The sequence below is a fragment of the Streptomyces hundungensis genome (assembly GCF_003627815.1).
Classification (GTDB): Bacteria; Actinomycetota; Actinomycetes; order Streptomycetales; family Streptomycetaceae; genus Streptomyces; species Streptomyces hundungensis_A.
This window is the reverse complement of the sequence record NZ_CP032698.1, coordinates 7,257,784-7,276,857: the sequence shown is the minus strand read 5'-3', so window position 1 is coordinate 7,276,857 and position 19,074 is coordinate 7,257,784. Positions and strand designations below refer to the sequence as shown.

The 19,074-nt window shown below is 71.9% G+C and carries 17 protein-coding genes; 10 read left to right on the top strand and 7 right to left on the bottom strand.

Annotated elements, in window-relative coordinates:
* Nucleotides 1-30: 30 nt before the first annotated feature.
* From DWB77_RS32335 to DWB77_RS32320, 4 genes are all read left to right on the top strand, one after another.
* Complete coding sequence (locus DWB77_RS32335; RefSeq protein WP_120725639.1) at nucleotides 31-837, top strand: HlyD family efflux transporter periplasmic adaptor subunit; 807 nt, start codon at nucleotides 31-33, stop codon at nucleotides 835-837.
* Entirely contained in the window at nucleotides 822-3,110 is a 2,289-nt protein-coding gene (locus DWB77_RS32330; RefSeq protein ID WP_428985167.1) for an NHLP family bacteriocin export ABC transporter peptidase/permease/ATPase subunit, read from the top strand. Before DWB77_RS32335 ends, DWB77_RS32330 begins: the two co-directional genes overlap by 16 nt.
* Complete coding sequence (locus DWB77_RS32325) at nucleotides 3,111-5,957, top strand: NHLP bacteriocin export ABC transporter permease/ATPase subunit (RefSeq protein WP_120725636.1); 2,847 nt, start codon at nucleotides 3,111-3,113, stop codon at nucleotides 5,955-5,957.
* 124 nt (nucleotides 5,958-6,081) lie between these two features.
* On the top strand, nucleotides 6,082-6,636 hold the full coding sequence (locus tag DWB77_RS32320) for a phospholipase domain-containing protein (protein ID WP_162952650.1): 555 nt from the start codon (nucleotides 6,082-6,084) through the stop codon (nucleotides 6,634-6,636).
* A 34-nt stretch (nucleotides 6,637-6,670) separates the two neighbouring features.
* On the opposite strand, the gene DWB77_RS32315 is transcribed toward DWB77_RS32320, so the two are convergent.
* The 5 genes from DWB77_RS32315 to DWB77_RS32295 form a co-directional block, all read right to left on the bottom strand.
* Nucleotides 6,671-7,144: a DUF3574 domain-containing protein gene (locus DWB77_RS32315; RefSeq protein WP_120725632.1), complete on the bottom strand. Its 474-nt coding sequence runs from the start codon at nucleotides 7,142-7,144 to the stop codon at nucleotides 6,671-6,673.
* Nucleotides 7,145-7,202: 58 nt separating this feature from the next.
* A complete protein-coding gene (locus DWB77_RS38035; RefSeq protein WP_162952286.1) occupies nucleotides 7,203-8,165 on the bottom strand; it encodes a DNA-binding protein in 963 nt (320 codons plus the stop codon).
* Nucleotides 8,162-9,376, bottom strand: coding sequence for an MAB_1171c family putative transporter (locus DWB77_RS32305; RefSeq protein WP_120725628.1), 1,215 nt, complete (start codon nucleotides 9,374-9,376; stop codon nucleotides 8,162-8,164). The genes DWB77_RS38035 and DWB77_RS32305 overlap by 4 nt, the downstream gene beginning before the upstream one ends.
* Nucleotides 9,373-9,843, bottom strand: a complete 471-nt coding sequence (locus DWB77_RS32300) for an ImmA/IrrE family metallo-endopeptidase (RefSeq protein WP_120725627.1) — start codon at nucleotides 9,841-9,843, stop codon at nucleotides 9,373-9,375. Before DWB77_RS32300 ends, DWB77_RS32305 begins: the two co-directional genes overlap by 4 nt.
* 259 nt (nucleotides 9,844-10,102) lie before the next feature.
* Nucleotides 10,103-10,525, bottom strand: coding sequence for a YjbQ family protein (locus DWB77_RS32295; RefSeq protein WP_120725625.1), 423 nt, complete (start codon nucleotides 10,523-10,525; stop codon nucleotides 10,103-10,105).
* Between the two features lie 134 nt (nucleotides 10,526-10,659).
* On the opposite strand from DWB77_RS32295, the gene DWB77_RS39665 reads away from it, so the two are divergent.
* From DWB77_RS39665 to DWB77_RS32270, 6 genes are all read left to right on the top strand, one after another.
* A complete protein-coding gene (locus tag DWB77_RS39665; RefSeq protein WP_359832398.1) occupies nucleotides 10,660-10,743 on the top strand; it encodes a putative leader peptide in 84 nt (27 codons plus the stop codon).
* Between the two features lie 394 nt (nucleotides 10,744-11,137).
* Nucleotides 11,138-12,022, top strand: coding sequence for an ABC transporter permease (locus tag DWB77_RS32290; RefSeq protein WP_120725623.1), 885 nt, complete (start codon nucleotides 11,138-11,140; stop codon nucleotides 12,020-12,022).
* A complete protein-coding gene (locus DWB77_RS32285) occupies nucleotides 11,995-12,747 on the top strand; it encodes an ABC transporter ATP-binding protein (protein WP_120725621.1) in 753 nt (250 codons plus the stop codon). The genes DWB77_RS32290 and DWB77_RS32285 overlap by 28 nt, the downstream gene beginning before the upstream one ends.
* A gap of 75 nt (nucleotides 12,748-12,822) precedes the next feature.
* Nucleotides 12,823-13,854, top strand: coding sequence for an ABC transporter substrate-binding protein (locus DWB77_RS32280; protein WP_120725619.1), 1,032 nt, complete (start codon nucleotides 12,823-12,825; stop codon nucleotides 13,852-13,854).
* Nucleotides 13,854-15,062, top strand: a complete 1,209-nt coding sequence (locus tag DWB77_RS32275; protein WP_120725617.1) for an LLM class flavin-dependent oxidoreductase — start codon at nucleotides 13,854-13,856, stop codon at nucleotides 15,060-15,062. The genes DWB77_RS32280 and DWB77_RS32275 overlap by 1 nt, the downstream gene beginning before the upstream one ends.
* Before the next feature lie 45 nt (nucleotides 15,063-15,107).
* Nucleotides 15,108-16,190 (top strand): NAD(P)-binding domain-containing protein, encoded by a 1,083-nt coding sequence (locus DWB77_RS32270; protein ID WP_120725615.1) that lies wholly within the window; start codon nucleotides 15,108-15,110, stop codon nucleotides 16,188-16,190.
* A gap of 42 nt (nucleotides 16,191-16,232) precedes the next feature.
* Here DWB77_RS32270 and mltG read toward each other — a convergent pair whose 3' ends face one another.
* A complete protein-coding gene (gene mltG, locus DWB77_RS32265) occupies nucleotides 16,233-17,069 on the bottom strand; it encodes an endolytic transglycosylase MltG (RefSeq protein WP_120725613.1) in 837 nt (278 codons plus the stop codon).
* An 87-nt stretch (nucleotides 17,070-17,156) separates the two neighbouring features.
* Nucleotides 17,157-18,968 carry an ABC transporter ATP-binding protein gene (locus tag DWB77_RS32260; RefSeq protein WP_120725611.1) on the bottom strand — a complete coding sequence of 604 codons (1,812 nt, stop codon included), beginning with the start codon at nucleotides 18,966-18,968 and terminating at the stop codon, nucleotides 17,157-17,159.
* Nucleotides 18,969-19,074: the final 106 nt, after the last annotated feature.

Genomic DNA, 19,074 nt, shown 5'->3' with positions numbered 1-19,074 from the left:
CGAATGTTTCGCGGATAGGGAAAGAGTTCCGTGCAGTTTCGTCAGCAGGCCCTTTCCAAACTCCAGTCGCCGGAAGAACTCGACCTGCCCGTGCGTTTCGCGCGCCCGCAGGGACGACTCGTCCTTCTCGTCACCGTTCTGGTCATGGCCGCCGCTTCTTTCTGGGCCGTGACGGGCTCCCTTTCCTCCACGATCGACGCACCCGGCATCCTCACGCACGCACAGGGCAGTTACGTCCTCCAGAGTCCCGTCGAGGGACAGGTCACCGGGGTGTTCGCCCAGGAGGGCGCGACCCTGGCGGCCAACGCGCCGCTCCTCAAGGTGCGCACCCCCCAGGGCGACCGGATCGTGCGCGCGATCGCCGCCGGCCGTCTCACCAGTCTCTCCGCCACCATCGGCTCGGTCATCGCCACCGGCGCGGGCGTGGCGAGCGTGGAGCGCACGGGCGGCCCCGACGACCCCCTGGTGGTGATGTTGTACGTGCCGGGCGACAGCGCCGCCGGTGTCCCCGTGGGCGCGCCCGTCGACCTCGCCGTGCAGACCGTGCCGGCCGAGCGGTACGGGGTGCTGCGCGGCACGGTGGCCGCGGTCGGCCGGACGGTGCAGACGCCTCGCCAGATCGCCGCGTTCCTCGGCGACAACCAGCTCGCCGAACAGTTCTCGCGGGACGGCATGCCGGTGGCGGTGCTGGTGCGCCTCGACCGCACGCAGGCCACGAAGTCCGGCTACCGCTGGTCGTCGGGACAAGGCCCGCCCTACGCGGTCGACTCCATGACCCCGGCCACCGGCACCGTCCACCTGGCCGACCGGCGCCCCCTCGATTGGCTGCTCCCGTGACCGCACCGCGCACCTCCACCTCCCAGCTCCCGCCCCCCGGCCACGGCCGCCGCCGACCGGCCGAGCCGACCGGCGGCAGGCGCCGGGCGTCACGGGCCCGCCGGACGCCGAGGACCCGGCGGGCCAAGGCCGTGCACAGCCCCACCATCCTCCAGATGGAGGCCCTGGAGTGCGGCGCCGCCTGCCTCGCCATGGTCCTCGCCCACCACGGCCGCCATGTCCCGCTGGAGGAGCTGCGCATCGCGTGCGGCGTCTCGCGGGACGGCTCACGAGCGAGCAACGTCCTGAAGGCGGCGCGCAGTTACGGGCTCACGGCCAAGGGCATGCAGATGGAACCGGCCGCGCTCGCCGAGGTCCAGGCGCCCGCCATCCTGTTCTGGGAGTTCAACCACTACGTGGTGTACGACGGCATGGGGCGCCGCCTCGGCCGGCGGGGCGTACACATCAACGACCCGGACAAGGGGCGCCGGTTCGTAACGTCGGAGGACTTCGACACCAGCTTCACGGGCGTCGTCCTGGTCCTGGAACCCGGCCCCGACTTCCGGCCCGGCGGCCGCAAGCCCGGTGTGCTGGCCGCGCTGCCCGCACGACTGCGCGGCACCACGGGCACGATGCTGGCCTCGCTGCTCGCGAGCCTGCTGCTCGTCGCCGTCGGCGCCGCGCTGCCCGCACTGAGCCGCACCTACATCGACCTGTTCCTGATGGGTCATCAAACCTCGTTGCTGGGCGTGCTGTTCGCGGCGATGGGCACCATGGTGGCGCTCACCGTCGTGTTGACCTGGCTCCAACAGGCGAACCTGCTGCGCGGTCGCGTCATCTCCTCCACGCTGAGCAGCGCCCGCTTCTTCCGGCATCTGCTCCGGCTGCCGGTGACGTTCTTCGCGCAGCGCAGCCCCGCCGACCTCGTCCAGCGGCTCCAGTCCAACGACGCGGTGGCCGAGACGCTGGCCCGCGACCTGACGGCGGCGGCCGTGGACGGTGTCGTCGTGCTGCTCTACGCCGCCCTGCTGTGGAGCTACGATCCCCAGCTCACCGTCATCGGGGTGGGCATCGCCCTGCTGGACGTGGTGGCGATGCGGATCGTGGTCCGGCTGCGGGCGACCCGTACGCAGAAGTTGCGCGCCGACAGCGCACGGCTCACCAACACCGCGTACACGGGGCTCCAGTTGATCGAGACCCTGAAGGCCACCGGCGGTGAGAACGGGTACTTCCGCCGCTGGGCGGGGCAGCACGCCACCACGCTGGAGGAGCAGCAGCGGCTCGGGGTGCCCAGTGCCTGGCTCGGTGTGGTCGCCCCCGCGCTCGCCACCCTCAACAGCGCGCTCATCCTGTGGATCGGCGGGCTGCGAGCGGTGGAGGGGCACATCTCCATCGGTCTGCTCGTCGCCTTCCAGGCCCTGGTGACCCGCTTCACGGCCCCGGTGACCCGGCTGAACGGCGTCGCGGGCCGGATCCAGGACTTCGCGGCCGATGTGGCCCGCCTCAAGGACGTCGAGAACTTCCCCGTGGACGCCCTGCACAGCCGCCCCGAGCCGCCCGCGAGCACCCGACGCCTCAAGGGCCATGTGAGCCTCGACGACATCACCTTCGGCTACAGCCCGCTCGACAAGCCGCTCCTGTCGGGGTTCTCGCTCACGGTCGGGCCGGGCCAACAGGTGGCTCTGGTGGGCGGTTCGGGGAGCGGCAAGTCGACGGTGTCCCGGCTCATCTCGGGTCTGTACGCGCCCTGGGAGGGCACCATCCGCATCGACGGGCAGCGCCTGGAGGACATCCCGCGCGGCGCCCTCGCCGCGTCCGTGTCCTTCGTCGACCAGGACGTCTTCCTCTTCGAGGGCACGGTGCGGGACAACGTCGCGCTGTGGGACCCCTCGATCCCGGACGACGCGGTGGTGGCCGCCCTCAAGGACGCGGCCCTGTACGAGGTCGTCGCGCGCCGGCCGGGCGGCATCCACGGCCGGGTCGAGCAGGACGGGCGCAACTTCTCCGGCGGTCAGCGCCAGCGTCTGGAGATCGCCCGGGCGCTGGTGCGCCGGCCCAGCATCCTGGTGCTTGACGAGGTCACCAGCGCCCTGGACGCCGAGACCGAGCACCTCATCATCGACAATCTGCGCCGTCGCGGCTGCGCGTGCGTCGTCATCGCCCACCGGCTGAGCACCGTCCGCGACAGCGACGAGATCGTGGTCCTCGACCACGGGACCGTCGTGGAGCGCGGCCGCCACGAGGAGCTCCTGGCCGCCCGGGGGGCCTACGCCGAGCTGGTCGGGGAGCACTGAGTGACGTTCGTACACGCTGCGGCCGCCCAGGACGCCTCGGGGCGGGACGCCGTCGTCGGCGCGCTCGGCGGACTCGGGCAGCCCGTCGACCGCACCGGTTCCGGCGGCTTCTCCCTGGAGGGGCCCCAGGTGCTGTGGCTCGTGGTGGGCGGAGCCCTGGATCTGTTCGCGGTGGACGCGGCGGAGCAGGGGCACTGGCACTTCCTGGGCCGGCTGGAGCCGGGCACCCTGCTGCTCGGCCCCGTCGAGGGCCCACGGCACACGCTGGTCGGGCGGCCCCTGCGGGAGTGCGTACTGCGCCGCATTCCCCTGCGCGAGCTGTACCGCGAACCGTATGACGGGTACGCAGCCGCGCACCCGAGCCGGTACGACGCCGGGGACGCGACCCTCAGCCTGCTGGAGCACGCCTTCTCGCTGGGCATCGGGCGCGGCCAAAGGGTCCTGTTCGAGGCCCCGTTGGACGGCCGGACCGCACTCGACGAGTCGGTGGCGGACGACGACATCCTGTGGCTTCCGGTGTCGCCGGGCAGTGTGCAGTACGGCGCGGCGTTCAGCGCCGAGGCCGCCGGCGACCTGCTCGTCGACGGGGCGCTGTGGCAGGGCATGGTCAACCAGCAGTACCGGCTGCTCTCGGCCCTCGACCGCTGGATCGAACGCGTGGAGCGGGCCCATGAAAACCGTACGGCGGCCGGGATCAGAGCGGGTGAGGCCGTCCGCGAGGAGGCCGACCGGGCGCTGCTCACCTCCATCGGCCGCACCCGCAAGGCGCCCGCGCGCACCCCGGGCCCCACCGACGACGCGACGTACGCGGCCTGTCGGCTGGTCGCGGACGCGGCCGGGATCACCCTCGCCGACCGGGCGCTCGGCGGGGCGATCGGCGACCGCGTCGATCCGGTGGAGCGGGTCGCGGTGGCCTCCCGCATCCGGACGCGGCCCGTTCGGCTGGCCGGGCGCTGGTGGCGCGAGGACGCGGGGCCGCTGGTCGGGCGGCGGGTGAGCGGCACCCCCGTCGCCCTGCTGTGGCGGCGCGGCGGGTACGAGGCGGTGCATCCACTCTCCGGTCGCCGCACCCGTGTCGACGCCGACAACGCCGAGGAGTTCGAGGGGCGCGCCGTCATGTTCTACCGGCCGCTGCCCGACCGGCCACTGGGCAAGCGGGGGCTGCTCCGGTTCAGCCTGCGCGGCACCCGCGCCGACATACACCGGCTGCTGCTCGCGGCCCTGGTGACGGTGGCGCTGGGCGCGCTGGTGCCGATCGCCACCGGACAGGTCCTCGGCGTGTACGTTCCGCGCGCCCAGAGCAGCCTCATCGTGCAGGTCTCGCTGGCCGTGGTGGTGAGCGGCATCGTGTCCGCCGCGTTCGCGCTGCTCCAGAACCTCACCGTGCTGCGGATGGAAGGACGCATCGAGAGCACCCTTCAACCCGCCGTATGGGACCGGCTTTTGAGGCTGCCGACCCGGTTCTTCGCCGAGCGCTCCACCGGTGAACTGGCCAGTGCGGCGATGGGCGTGAGCGCGATCCGGCGGGTCCTGACGGGCATCGGACCGGTCGTCGTGCAGGCGGGCACGGTCGCCGTGATGAACCTCGTCCTCCTGCTGTGCTTCAGCGTGCCCCTGGCGCTGGTGACGGTGGCCCTGTTGATCGTCATCGCCGCCGTGTTCCTGACCCTCGGCATGGCAGAGCTGCGCTGGCAGCGCCGCCTGGTCGAACTGGGCAACAAGCTGAACAACCAGGCGTTCCAGACCCTGCGCGGCCTGCCCAAGCTGCGGGTGGCCGCGGCGGAGAGCTTCGCGTACGGGGCGTGGGCGGGCGAGTTCGCCCGCAGCCGGGAGTTGCAGCAGCGGGCGGGCCGGATCAAGAACCTGACCACGGTCCTCAACTCCGTCTATCTGCCGCTCTGTTCGCTCCTCATGTTCGTTCTGCTCGCCGGGCCGGCCCGCGGGTCGCTGTCGGCGAGCGCCTTCCTGACCTTCAACACGGCCGTGACGATGCTGCTCACCGCCGTCACCCAACTGACCGGCGCGTTCGTCTCGGCCGCGGCGGTGCTGCCCATGTTCGAGCAGATCAAGCCGGTCCTCGACGAGGCGCCCGAGGTCCGCGGGGCCGGCCCGCAGCCCGGTGAACTCACCGGGGAGATCGAGGCGCGGGGTGTGTCGTTCCGCTACGGCGACGACGGTCCGCTGGTCCTGGACAACGTGTCCCTGAAGGTGGCGCCCGGCGAGTTCGTGGCGGTCGTCGGGCCCAGCGGCTGCGGCAAATCGACCCTGCTGAGGCTGCTCATCGGCTTCGACGACCCGGTCTCGGGAAGCGTCCTGTACGACGGCCAGGACCTGACGGCCCTCGACCGGGCGGCCGTGCGCCGCCAGTGCGGGGTCGTGCTCCAGAACGCACAGCCGGTCACGGGGTCGATCCTGGACTGCGTCTGCGGGGCCGAGGCGTACAGCCAGGAGGAGGTGTGGGAGGCGGTCGCGATGGCGGGTCTCGCCGAGGACATCAAGCGGATGCCGATGGGCCTGCACACGATGATCTCCGGTGGCGGCGCGATCTCGGGGGGTCAGCGCCAGCGTCTGATGATCGCCCAGGCGCTGGTGCGGCGACCGCGCGTCCTCTTCCTCGACGAGGCGACCAGCGCCCTGGACAACGAGACCCAGCGCACGGTGATCGAGAGCACCCGGGCCCTGAGGGCGACCCGTTTCGTGATCGCCCACCGCCTCTCCACCGTCCTGGACGCGGACCGGGTGATCGTCATGTCCGAGGGCCGCATCGTCCAGCAGGGCCCGCCCGCCGAGCTCCTCGCCGACCCCCACGGCCGCCTGCACGAACTGGTCCGCCGCCAACTGCGCTGACCCGCCCACGAGAAGGGCGAGCCCCCGCTACAACGGGCCGTATGTCGGCGGGCGTTGAACATCGCGAGCCCCGGTCGCGTACTGGAGGGCGTCCCCCTGTCGCGCCCGGCCCGAAGGGCTCCTTGTGAGGTACGCACCGAAGCGGAGGGCGGCCCGCTGGGCCGTTGTGCTCGCGACCGTCGGTACGGTCGCGAGCACCGCGGCCGCACTGCCCGCCCGCGGGCCCCAGCCGTCCGTCAGCGCGGTGGACGACTGTGCCCGCGGCGGCGTGGACGTCACCGCCGCCAACGGGGGCGACGAGCCGTTCACCTTCCGGCTGGCGGGCGTCGCGGCCGCCGTGGACCCCGGCGGATCACGCACCGTCCTGGTCCCGGTCGCCGACCGGCAGAGCTACCGGTTCACCGTCCTCGGCCCCGGCGGCTTCCGGCAGGACGTCGCCGGGGTACTGGACTGCGCCTCGGCCTCCCCGTCACCGGCGGCCGGCGCCGACCCCCCGGCACGCGCGGAGCGTGCGGCGGGCGCGGTGGCCGCGTCCATCGCGCCCCGGGAGAGCGCGGCGGGCGCCGGCGGGAGACGGTTCGCGCTCGCCGGGGCCACCGACCTGGAATCGCTGGTCACCGGGGCGGTCCTGGTGCTGCTCGGCGCGATGGTCTTCGTCGTCCGCAGGCTCGCGCTGTGAGCACCCGTGCGCCCGGCCGCCGGGGCCGGGCCGATCAGAAGTCGGCCTGGGCGTTGACGTCGGCCCGGCCGACGGACTCCAGGCCGTACATCGAGCAGTACAGGGCGCGGATGTACTCGATGTCGCGGTTGTGGGCGCGGGCCTCGCGCGTGGGATAGAGCACCGTCAGCTCGTAGGAGATCTCCCGGTTGATGCTGCCGCTCCTGTCGCGCCACTGGCCCCGGCCCTGCTGGATGGTGAGCCCGGAGGGGAAGCGCGGGGTGATCACGTCCGCGACGAACTTCATGAACTGCTCGTCGGTTATGGGTGGTTGGCCGTTGTGGCGGCCCGTCCCGAAGTACAGGTGCGTCGCCAGATAGGCGCTGCCGGTGGTGGCGGCCGATGGCTGAGTCGCCGGGGCGACCGCTCTGCCGTAGGCGACCTCGGACACCTGTCCGCCGGTCGTGAGGAGGAGGACGACCGCCACGAGCGCGGCGGCCGCGGGCGTGGACACCCTGATGTGCAGCATGTGATCCCTGTCTGTCGGGTTCTGATGGGGGTGGTGCCCTGCCGGTCCTGGGCGGGCCCTAACGGGAGGGACGGCCTTCGCCACCGGGGTGCGGGGGCACGGACTCCAGCAGGTGGACCGCCGCGTCCCGCAGGTTCGCGGGCGCCTTCGCACATCCGCGCAGCCGGGTGGCGGTCCTGGTGAGGGTCTGGGTGGTGCGCGCGGAGCCGATGCGGGCGGCGCGCGGGGCGAGTTCCGTGATGAGGTCCTCGGCCTCGCGCCAGGCCCGGGCGCCGGTCAGCGCTGCGAGCAACTCCGCGGTGAACAGGTCGCGGTAGGAGGGGCCGGGGGCGGTGGCGGCCTCGTGCAGCAGGGGGATCGCCCGGTCCCGGGCGCCGAGCCTGGCCAGCACCCAGCCGTGGTGGCCGGTGAGTTCGGCCTGGTCGATCCACCAGGCCCAGGGCGGATCGTGGGGCGAGGGCCCGTCGAGGAACCGGCTCCGGGCGCGGGAGATGAGGCGCTCGGCGGTGCGGGAGGCGCCCAGCATGGCGAGGGCATGGGCCCGGCGGACGAGGACGAGGGTGGCGACCAGGGTCGGCAGGGGGCGCGGTCCGGCCACCCGGGCGGCGGACTCCAGGGCGGCCAGGGGCCGTTCGGCGCGGGCGTGCAGCATGCTGTCGTTGAGCAGTACCAGACGGGCGACGGCGCGGTCGCCGCAGAGGCCGGCGAGGTCCAGGGCCCGGCTGTTCATGCGATGAGCGGCTTGGTCCAGTCCCGCGTCGAAGAGGATCCAGCCGATCACTTCGCACAGTTCGGCCAGCGCCGCGAGCAGGTCGCTGTCCGCGTCGCCCAGGGCGGCCGGTTCGGCCCCCAGCGCGGGGATGCTCCGCACCAGTTGGCGCACGGCGGGCAGGGCCGCCCTCGCCCCCTGTGCCACGTCCAGCGCCACCAGGTCTCCAACTGCCGTGCGGGCCACGGCGGTCAGCGTCTCGCGGGCGGCCTTGTCGAACGGCGCGGCGCCGGAGTGGGGAGGCTGCGTCATGACGGGATTCTGTCGGGCGCGCGCATCGCACGGCCCTGGGTGAGCGCGGTGAACGAGGACGCCACCTGGGTCAGCCACTCCACCTCGTCGCGGAAGTCGTCGTACGGCGGCCTCGCCGGGATGTCGGCGGTGTCGGCCAGTTCGTCCCGCTCCTCGGCCGGTCGGTTGAGGACGGCCCGCACCTGGAGGGCCTCGCCGAGGGGCGAGGTCGGGTCCTCGGGCAGGCCGAGCGAGCGGGCCACGCGGGAGAAGTCGGCGAGCGAGAGCGAGGTGCGGAGCATCAACTGGCCGTCGCGTATCTCGATGACCCGCCGGTAGAGGCTGTAGTGGGGGTCGCGCGGCGGGACGAGGTCGCGCGCCCAGGAGCGGGGCGGGTCGAGCGCGATGTCCGGCGAGGCCTCGTACAGCGCCCACCACAGGGGCCGCAGCCGTAGATAGGAGCGGTAGCTGCGCAGCCAGCCGGCGGCGCGGGTGAGGTGGATGCCCCAGGACGGGATGGTCCAGCCGGTGATCTGGAGCAGGGCTCCGATGGTGCCGCACGACCACTGGATGGGGTCGAGGGCCGAGGCGTCGTAGTGCAGCCGGGTGCCGGCGATCTGGATGCTGCGGGTGACGCAGTAGACCAGGATCAGGCTCGCGCCGACGGTCACCGTGCGCATGCCGACCTTGAGCCACTGCCGGTTGGCCATCTTGGTGAAGCGCAGCGAGAGCCGGACCGTCTCGAACTGCCCCACTCCGCAGATGACGAGGTAGAACGACATGTACAGGGCGTATCGGCCGTCCTGGATGCTGAGCAGGATGGTGGAGGTGGCCGTTTTGGCGCTGGCGACCGGGCTGACGGCGAGGGAGGCCACCACCAGGACGCACAGGGCGGCGCCGAAGAACAGCACCCGGCGGCGCGCCCGGCGGCGGGCCTCCTCGGGCGGCGACGACCAGTACACGAGGACGACCTGCTGGGCCGCGGTGAGCACGACGACGGCGACCTGGACGATCAGCGAGGTGATGTTGGGCAGGCCGAACAGGGCGGAGATGTGCACCCGCAGCGCGTCCAGGTCGACGAGGAAGCTGATGCCGGAACAGAGGAAGTAGACGCACAGCGCCCACAGGGCGACGTCCTGTCGTCTGCGCAGCAGGTCCGGCAGCCGGTAGCCGAAGGCGGCGATTCCGCCGAGCGCGCAGACCCAGGTGAGGATTCCGTTGACCGTGTTCATGACGGGTCCGGGTGGCCGACACCGTTCTCGATGCGGGCGACGATCTCCGCGGCCTCCTCGGGAACCCCCCAGGCGGGTTCCAGCCAGCGCTTGGTGGCGCGGGCCAGGATCAGCGAGGCCATCGTCTCGGCTTCTTGTTCCTCGTCGTCGCTGTAGCGAGAACGCATCAACATGCTCCGCACCGCCGCCGGTTCGGCATTCGTGAACAACTGACTCGTATCAGTGTGATCGAATTCCACGGAGCCCCGGTGTGCGAAGGCGATATGGGAGAGCTCATGGGCGATGATGTGTTCTTTGTGTGACGCGGAGGCGGCCTTCTCGTAGGCGATGATGTCGAAATCGTCGAGTTTCAGCCACAGCCCGAAGAGATGGCGCTCCGGGAACGGCATCGGAATCAGATGGATCGGCCGCCGGTTCTGCGCGCTGAGGTAGCGGTGCAGTTCATCGATGCCGCAGCCGTGCTCCATGCCCCACTCCGCGAGCAGCGCCTCACACGTGTGACGGACCTTTTTGAGACGGCGCCTGAGCCGACGGTCCTCCGGCGACGGTAACGCAGAGCCAGACACCTTCATCCTTAGCCTTCCACGCCTTCCACGCTGGAGAAGCAGGCCGTTGCAATGCCGATTCGACTGGTTCCCCGGATTCGGCTTCCCCACTCCGGGAGAACGACGCGGCTATGATGCCACACCCCCAACTCCCCTACGGGAAAAGTTCCTTTCACCGTACTCAGCCGAGAAAACTCAGCCGTACCTGGCGGTTCGGATTGTCCTTGTTCGTGTCCACCAGACACACCGACTGCCAGGTCCCAAGCGCGAGCCGTCCCCCGACGACGGGCAGCGTGGCGTGCGGCGGCACCAGGGCCGGCAGTACGTGGTCGCGGCCGTGGCCGGGGCTGCCGTGGCGGTGCTGCCAGCGGTCGTCGGCGGGCAGGAGGGTGTGCAGGGCGGCGAGCAGGTCGTCGTCGCTGCCGGCGCCGGTCTCCATGACGGCGACGCCGGCGGTGGCGTGCGGCACGAAGACGTTGAGCAGGCCGTCGCGGCCGGCCGCGTGCCGCCGCAGGAACTCCTCGCAGTCCCCGGTCAGATCGGTGACCGTCTCGCTGGAGCCGGTGGTGATGTTCAGGACGTGGGTGGTGAAGGCGTCGGACATGCTTCCCATCTTCCCGCGCGCGGTCGGGGTACGCCCGGCAGCCGCACCGGTGGACGCGACCAAGGGGCAAGATCGCCTGTCCGACGGGCGAGACATCGTTGACGCGGTCCGGAACGGGTCGCTACGTTCACGCCATGTCACGTTCAGCCATGCTCACCACGCGCGGTCACATCGACCTGCTGCGGGTGGCGTCCGCCGCCTGTCGCCGCGGCTGCTGACGACCCGAACCGTTCGACGGCTGAACCCCTTCCCCTCAGCCGATTCGGCCGACCGCGGTCACCGATCCCGCCTTCGTCGCGTCTGACGCCTCGCGTCCTTCGCGGCGTCGCGCGAGCGTCCCGAAGGTTTTCCTGAGGCCTCCCCCAAGGCTTTCCCAGCGGCCTGCTCAAAGGCTTCGCCAGAGGCCTGCTCAGGGCTTTCCGGGGCGCCCCACGCCTGGCAGTTCCCTGCCCGGCCGTCCCCTGCGCCGCCACCACCCGCCGACACACGCCCCGTCACGCCTCGCGCCCCCCTCGTCCGGAGAGCGCGCACCGACCCGGGGCGACGGTCGAGCACGCCCCGGGCCCGCCCCACCCCCAGCGCTTCGCGCTGCCCCTGACCCATGGAGTCGTCATGACCGTCGACCATGCCCCACCGGACACATCCGCCCCTCCCCATGCCCCGGCCCCGACCCCGCCCGCCGGCCCCGCCCTGGAAAAGGTCGTCCCCCTCGCCTCCCGCGGCAGCCGGCTGCGCTCGGTGCCGCGCTGGCTGCGCCGCACCGTCGGCCCCGTGACCCTGCTCGTCCTGTGGCAAGTCCTCAGCGCCAGTGGGGTGTTGAGCCCCGACACCCTGGCCTCACCCGGAACGGTCGCCCGCGCCGGGGCCGATCTCATCGGGGACGGGACGCTGCCGTCGGCGATGGGCATCTCGCTCCAGCGGGTGGCCGTGGGCCTGCTCATCGGCGGCGCGGCCGGGATCGTCCTGGCCCTCGCCTCCGGGCTCTCACGGCTGGGCGAGGATCTGATCGACGCCACCGTACAGATGCTGCGCACCGTGCCCTGGGTCGGTCTGATCCCCCTGTTCATCATCTGGCTCGGCATCGGCGAGGCCCCCAAGGTGGCGCTCATCGCGCTCGGCGTGGCCTTCCACCTCTATCTGAACGTGTACGCCGGAATCCGGGGTGTCGACGCCCAACTCGTGGAAGCGGGGCAGGCGTTGGGGCTCGGCCGCTGGGGCCTCGTGCGCCATGTGGTGCTGCCGGGCGCGCTGCCCGGCGCGATGACCGGGCTGCGCTACTCCCTCGCCACCGCCTGGCTGGCCCTGGTGTTCGGCGAGTCCATCAACGCGGACGCCGGCATCGGCTTCCTCATGAACCAGGCCCGCGAGTTCTTCCGCACGGACGTGATCGTCGTCTGCCTCGTCGTCTACGCCTTCCTCGGCCTTTTGGCCGACGCCGTCGTCCGCACCCTCGAAAGGCTGCTGCTCCAATGGCGACCGACCTTCACCGGCCAGTGACCCCCGCGACCTCCGCCGATGCCGTAAGGGTCGAAAATCTGACCCGCGCCTTCGACGGGCGCCCGGTCATCGACGGGCTCCATCTCACCCTGCGGGCGGGCGAGTTCACCGCGCTGCTCGGGCGCAGCGGCTGCGGCAAGTCGACGCTGCTGCGCGTGCTCGCCGGCCTCGACCGCGAGATCGAGGGCACCGTGCTCGTCCCCGAGCGACGGGCCGTCGCCTTCCAGTCGCCCCGGCTCATGCCCTGGAAGCGGGTGTGGCGCAACGTCCTGCTCGGCCTTCCCGGCAAGCCCCAACGGGCCGTCGCGGAAAGCGCGTTGGAGGAGGTGGGGCTCAGTCACCGGTCCGGGGCGTGGCCCAGGACGCTGTCCGGCGGCGAGGCCCAGCGTGCCTCGCTCGCCAGGGCGCTGGTGCGCGAGCCCGACCTGCTGCTGCTCGACGAACCGTTCGGCGCGCTCGACGCGTTGACCCGGATCAAGGCCCAGCAGCTCGTCGCCGAGCTGTGGCAGCGGCGCGGCTGCGCGGTGCTGCTGGTGACGCACGACGTGGACGAAGCGCTGCTGCTCGCCGACCGGGTCCTGGTCATGCGGGACGGCGCCATCGCCCATGACACCCCCGTCGCCCTCGACCGGCCCCGCACGGTCGGCGCCCCCGGATTCGCCGCGCTGCGCGCCGAACTCCTCGCCGAACTGGGCGTACACCAACCCTCCATCGCCTCCCGCTGACCCACGACGCGCCACAACCCCCTCCCGCGAACCGCCGATGGCGGACCGCCGAACCACGAGAAAGAGCCTCCGCCCATGCGACGCCACATCCTGCCCGCCCTGTTCCTGCCGCTCGCTCTCCTGCTCGCAGCCTGCGGCGGCAGTCCGGCGGCCGACTCCAAGTCCGTCGCCGGTTCGGGCGCCGACGCCCTCACGCTCAACGCCGGTGACCAGAAAGGCGGTTCCGAGTCGTTGCTGAAGGCGGCCGGCGAGCTCGACCACCTCGATTACGGGATCAAGTGGTCCACGTTCACCTCGGGGCCACCGCTGCTGGAAGCGGTCAACGCCGGGGCCGTCGACATCGGCGCGGTCGGCAACACCCCGCCGGTGTTCGCCGCCGGCGCGGGCTCCAAGATCAAGGTCGTGGCGGCCAGTCATGGCTCGTCCGCCGGAGAGGCGATCCTCGTCGCCCCGGACTCCCCGCTGAAGCAACCCGCGGACCTGCGGGGCAAGTCGATCGCCGTCGCGCAGGGAAGCTCCGCCCACTACCAGCTCCTCGCCACGCTGAAGAAGGCCGGGCTCGGCATCGGGGACGTCCAGCTCAAGCTCCTCCAGCCCGCCGACGCGCTGGCCGCCTTCAACCGCGGCAAGGTCGACGCCTGGGCGGTGTGGGATCCGTACACCGCGCAGGTCCTCGGCTCGGGGAAGGGGCGGGTACTGGCGACCGGCGAGGGGACCGTCAACGGCCTCGGGTTCCAGGTCGCCTCGCCCGCCGCGCTGAAGGACCCGGCGAAGGCGCGGGCCATCGGGGACTACCTCCAGCGCCTCAACCGCGCCCAGGAGTGGGTGTTCAAGCACCCCGAGGCCTGGGCCAAGGTCTGGTCGAAGGAAACGGGGCTGCCCTACGCGGTGGCGCTCGACTCGGTGAAGCGCAGCAACGGCACCCGGGTCCCGGTGGCCGTTGACGACGCGGCGGTCTCCTCCGAACAGCGGATCGCCGACACCTTCGCCGATCTCCGGCTGATCCCGCACCGCTTCTCCTTCAAGGACTACGTCGACACCCGCTTCAACGGCACGCTGCCCGCCTCCACCACCACGCCCCGCTCGTACGGAAAGGCCTCCTCCTGATGACCGTTCATCTGCACTGGTTCCTGCCCACCGGCGGTGATGGCCGGACCCTGGTCGACCGGCACGCCTACACCGATGGCGGCATCAAGCGCTCGGGGATCTCCCCGGTGACCGGGGTGCGCGCACCCGACATCGCCTATCTGACCCAAATAGCCAAAGCGGCCGAGCAGTTGGGGTTTGAGGCGGTGCTGACGCCGACGGGCACGTGGTGCGAGGACGCGTGGCTCACGACGGTCGCGCTCGCCCAGCACACCGAGCGGCTGAAGTTCCTCGTCGCCTTCCGGCCCGGGGTGATCTCGCCCGTCCTCGCCGCGCAGATGGCGGCCACCTATCAGCGCATCACGCGCGGACGGCTGCTGCTCAACGTGGTGACGGGTGGCGACTCCACCGAGCAGCGCCGCTTCGGCGACCACCTCGACCACGACCGGCGCTATGCCCGTACCTCGGAGTTCCTCTCGGTCGTACGCGGCGTCTGGGGAGGCCGGCCGTACGACTTCGAGGGCGAGCACTACCAGGTGGAGGGCGGTCTGACCGCGCTGCCGCCGGACCCGTTGCCGCAGATCTTCTTCGGGGGTTCCTCGGCGGCGGCCGGACCGGTGGCCGCCGATCACGCCGACGTATATCTGACCTGGGGAGAGCCGCCCGCCCTGGTGAAGGAGAAGATCGACTGGATCCGGGGGCTCGCGGAGGAGCGCGGGCGCACGGTGCGGTTCGGCGTCCGGCTGCACACCATCTCCCGGGACTCCTCGCGTGCGGCGTGGGCGACGGCCGACCGGCTGCTCGACGATCTCGACGCCGAGACGATCGCCGCGGCCCAACAGGCGCTCGGCAGAAGCGAGTCGGTGGGCCAGCAGCGGATGCTCGCCCTCCACGGCGGCTCGCGGGACGCGCTGGAGATCGCGCCCAACCTGTGGGCCGGGGTGGGTCTGGTGCGGGGCGGGGCGGGCACGGCACTGGTCGGCAGCCATGGGGAGGTGGCCGACCGGATCGAGGAGTACCACGCGCTCGGCATCGAGCACTTCGTGCTCTCCGGCTATCCGCATCTGGAGGAGGCGTACTGGTTCGGCGAAGGCGTGACGCCCGAGCTGGCGGCACGCGGGCTGCTGGCGACGGCTCCGGCCTCCCCGCTGCTCGGGGTGCCCGCCGCCAACGGGCGTCCGGCTTCCGCGCCGGGCGGGGCCCCGCTCCTGGTGGGCGGCGGCCGCTGAACGGCTCCCGGGAAGATCCGCGCGCCCCCGGAGGTTAGTAGAACCGTGAACGATTCCGGGGTGCGCGACATGGACGTGGTGGTCATAGGCGCCGGGCAGGCAGGCCTGTCCGGCGCGTACCACCTGCACAAAGCCGGTCTGGAGCCCGGCCGGGACTTCGTGGTGCTCGATCACGCGCCGCGGCCGGGCGGCGCCTGGCAGTTCCGCTGGCCCTCGCTCACCTACGGCAAGGTGCACGGGATGCACGCGCTGCCGGGCATGGAGCTGACGGGGGCGGCCGTCGACCGTCCCTCCTCCGAGGTCATCGGCGCGTACTTCGCCGGGTACGAGGACGCCTTCGACCTGCGGGTGCACCGGCCGGTCGAGGTGAGCGCCGTACGGGAGGGCGAGGCGGGGCGGCTGCTCGTCGAGACCTCGGAGGGCGACTATGCCTCCCGTGCGCTGATCAACGCCACCGGGACGTGGGACCGGCCGTTCTGGCCGCGCTATCCGGGTCAAGAGACGTTCCGGGGGCGGCAGTTGCACACCGCGAACTACCCGGGCCCCGATGCCTTCCGCGGACAGCGGGTGGTCGTGGTGGGCGGCGGGGCCTCGGGCACCCAGCATCTGATGGAGATCGCCGAGGTGGCCGCGGAGACGACCTGGGTGACGCGTCGGCCGCCGGTCTTCCGCGAGGGCCCCTTCGACGAGGAGGCCGGGCGCGAAGCCGTCGCCCTGGTCGAGGAGCGGGTGCGGCTCGGGCTGCCGCCGGCCAGTGTGGTCTCGGTGACGGGGCTGCCGCTGAACGACGCCGTCCGGGCGGCGCGGGCCCGTGGCGTCCTGGACCGGCTGCCGATGTTCGACCGGATCACCGAGCACCGGGTGGTGTGGGACGACGGGCGGAGCGTCGAGGCCGATGTGATCCTGTGGGCCACCGGCTTCCGCCCCGCCATCGACCATCTCGCCCCGCTGCGGCTGCGCGAGCCGGGCGGCGGCATCCGTCTCGAAGGGACGAGGGCGGCCAGGGACGAGCGGGTCCACCTGGTGGGCTACGGCCCGTCCGCCTCGACGATCGGCGCGAACCGGGCCGGGCGCGCGGCGGTACGGGAGATCCGGCGCCTGCTCGACCGCGAACCCGTCGGGGTGTGAGCGGAGGCGGGTTCAGCGGGGGCCGAGAGGGATGCGGCGCGTTCAGCCTGCCCCGTCCGTCTCCTTGTGGCTCCTGCGGTTCTCGTTGAACTCGCTGACGTTCAACCGGTGTTGGGCATAGTTGTCCGTGAAGCGCGTGTCGCCGGGGGCCACCGTCACGAAGTACAGCCAGGTGCCGGGAGGCGGGTTGATGGCGGCGTCGACGGCCTCCTGGCCGGGGTTGCCGATGGGGGTGGGCGGCAGGCCCTTGCGTTCATAGGTGTTGTACGGGCTGTCGATCCTGGTGTCGCCCGTGGTGGTGGCGAGCGTCGAGCGGTTCAGGGCGTAGTTCAGGGTCGAGTCCATCTGGAGCGGCATGCCGTGGGCCAGCCGATTGCGGATGACGCGCGCCACCTTGCCCATGTCGGCCGGGGTGTCGGCCTCCGCCTGCACGATCCCGGCCATGGTCACCAGCTGATAGACCGTCAGACCCGCACGCCGGGCGCCATCGGCGATGTGGTCCTGCCCGAAGCGCTTGGTGGCCGTCTCGACCATGTACGCGAGCAGGCCGCCCGGGGTCGTGTCGTCCGTGATCGGATACGTCGCCGGGAACAGATAGCCCTCCGGGTTGCCCTTGGCCTCGGCCGGCAGCTTCAGGTCCGCCGTCGCAGCGGCTCGGCGGGTCGTGCCGGGCGGCAGGTCCAGGCGCTTGTCGACGGCCGCGTACACCTGCGTGGCGCGCCACCCCTCGGGGATGAGCAGGGTTCTGACCGGAGCGCCGGTCTCGCGCAGGACCAGCACCAGCACCACACCCGCCGACAGGAGCAGCGCGAACAGCAGCAGGAGCAGTCGGCCACGGCGGGTGAGCCGGGGGCTTCGGCGGTACGCGGTCTCGCTCATGGCGGCACGCTACCCGCATATATGGGATGAATCAGACATATGACGGGTTCTGGCAGCCATGCGCCGGGGCGGCGAGCGCCGGAAGGCTCAACCGCGCGCGGGGGCGAGCTCCGCGTCCCTGCGGACCAGGGCGGCGTACCGCCCGTCCCGCTCCAGCAGCTCCTCGTGGGTGCCGCGCTCGGCGATCAGACCGCCGTCGAGCACGACGATCTGGTCCGCGTCGCGCACGGTGGACAGGCGGTGGGCGATGGTGATGGTGGTGCGTCCCTCGGAGAGCGCGTCGATGGCCTGCTGCACCGCGTGTTCGGTACGGGTGTCCAGGGCACTGGTGGCCTCGTCGAGGATGAGGACCGCCGGGTCGCGCAGGATCGTCCGGGCGATGGCCAGACGCTGCTTCTCACCGCCGGAGAAGCGATAGCCGCGCTCGCCGACCAGGGTGTCGTAGCCGTCGGGCAGCGAGGCGATGTGGTCGTGGATCTGGGCGGCACGGGCGGCCGCCTCCAACTCCTCGTCTGTGGCGTCCGGCTTGGCGAAGCGCAGGTTCTCGGCGACCGAGGCGTGGAAGAGGTAGGTCTCCTGGGAGACCACGCCGATCGCCCGGGCCAGGCTGTCGAAGTCGAGCTCGCGGACATCGACGCCGTCGAGGGTGACGCGGCCACCGGTCACGTCGTACAGACGCGGCACCAGATAGCTGAGCGTGGACTTTCCGGAGCCGGTGGGGCCGACGACGGCCAGGCTTCCCCCGGCGGGCACCGTCAGGTCGATGCCGGAGAGGGTGGGGCGCTCCTGCTTGTCGTCATAGCGGAAGTCGACGCTTTCGAAGCGGACCGCGCCGCGCGCCACCGGCAGGCGGACCGGCTCGTCGGGCTCGGTGATGTCCACCGGCAGGTCGAGGTATTCGAAGATCCGCTGGAACAGGGCGAGCGAGGTCTGCATCTGAACGCCCGTGGACAGCAGGCTCACTGCCGGGCGGAACAGGCCCTGCTGGAGCGTGACGAAGGCGACCAGGGTGCCGATCGAGACGGCGGGGCCACCGGTCTGGAGGGCTATCCCGGCCGCCCAGTAGATGACGGCGGGCATGGCGGCCATGACGATGCCGATGGTGGACATCCGCCAGCGGCCGGCCATGTTGGAGCGGACTTCGAGGTCGACGAGGCGCTCGGACTCGGCGGCGAAGCTCCGGGTCAGCGAGTCGGCCCGGCCCATGGTGCGGCCGAGCAGGATGCCGCTGACGGACAGCGATTCGGTGACTTCGGCGGCCATGGCGGCCATCTGCTTCTGGCGCTGGGTGGTGATCTTCTTGCGTTCGCGGCCGACCCTGCGGCTGATCCATACGAAGACCGGCAGCAGAAGCAGCGAGACGCAGGTCAGGCGCCAGTCGAGCGCGAGCATCGCGACGACGGAGGCGACGACCGCCGTCAGGTTGGAGACCAGCGAGGTCGCGGTGGAGGTGACGGTCGCCTGCATGCCGCCGATGTCGTTGGCGATGCGGGACTGCACCTCACCGGTGCGGGTCCGGGTGAAGAAGGCCAGCGGCATCCGCTGGAGCTGGGCGTAGACGGCGGTGCGCAGGTCGTGCATGACGCGCTGGCCGACGGTGGTGCTGATGAGTGTCTGGAGGACGCCGAAGACGCCGTTGACGACCGCCGTGGCGATCATGCCGAGGGCCAGCAGGCTCAGCAGGCCCGTGCGGTTGTGCGGAATGGCCACGTCGAGGATCTCGCGCAGCAGGAACGGCGAGGCGACCGAGACGAGCGAGGAGGCGGCGACGAGCAGGCCGACCACGGCGAGCCGGCCGCGGTAGGGGCGGAAGAGGCCGAGGATGCGGCGGATCTGCGCCGGCTCCTGCGGCTCGGTGCCGCGGGGCGGGGGCGTCCAGGTGGATGGTTCGGGGCGCATGGGCTCCTTCGACAGGAGTGAGGGCGCCCGCCCGGCCGGGGCGGGAGCGGTGGCGACTTCGAGAGCATAGCTCATTGTTACCTATACTCACAATGAATGGAGTCCT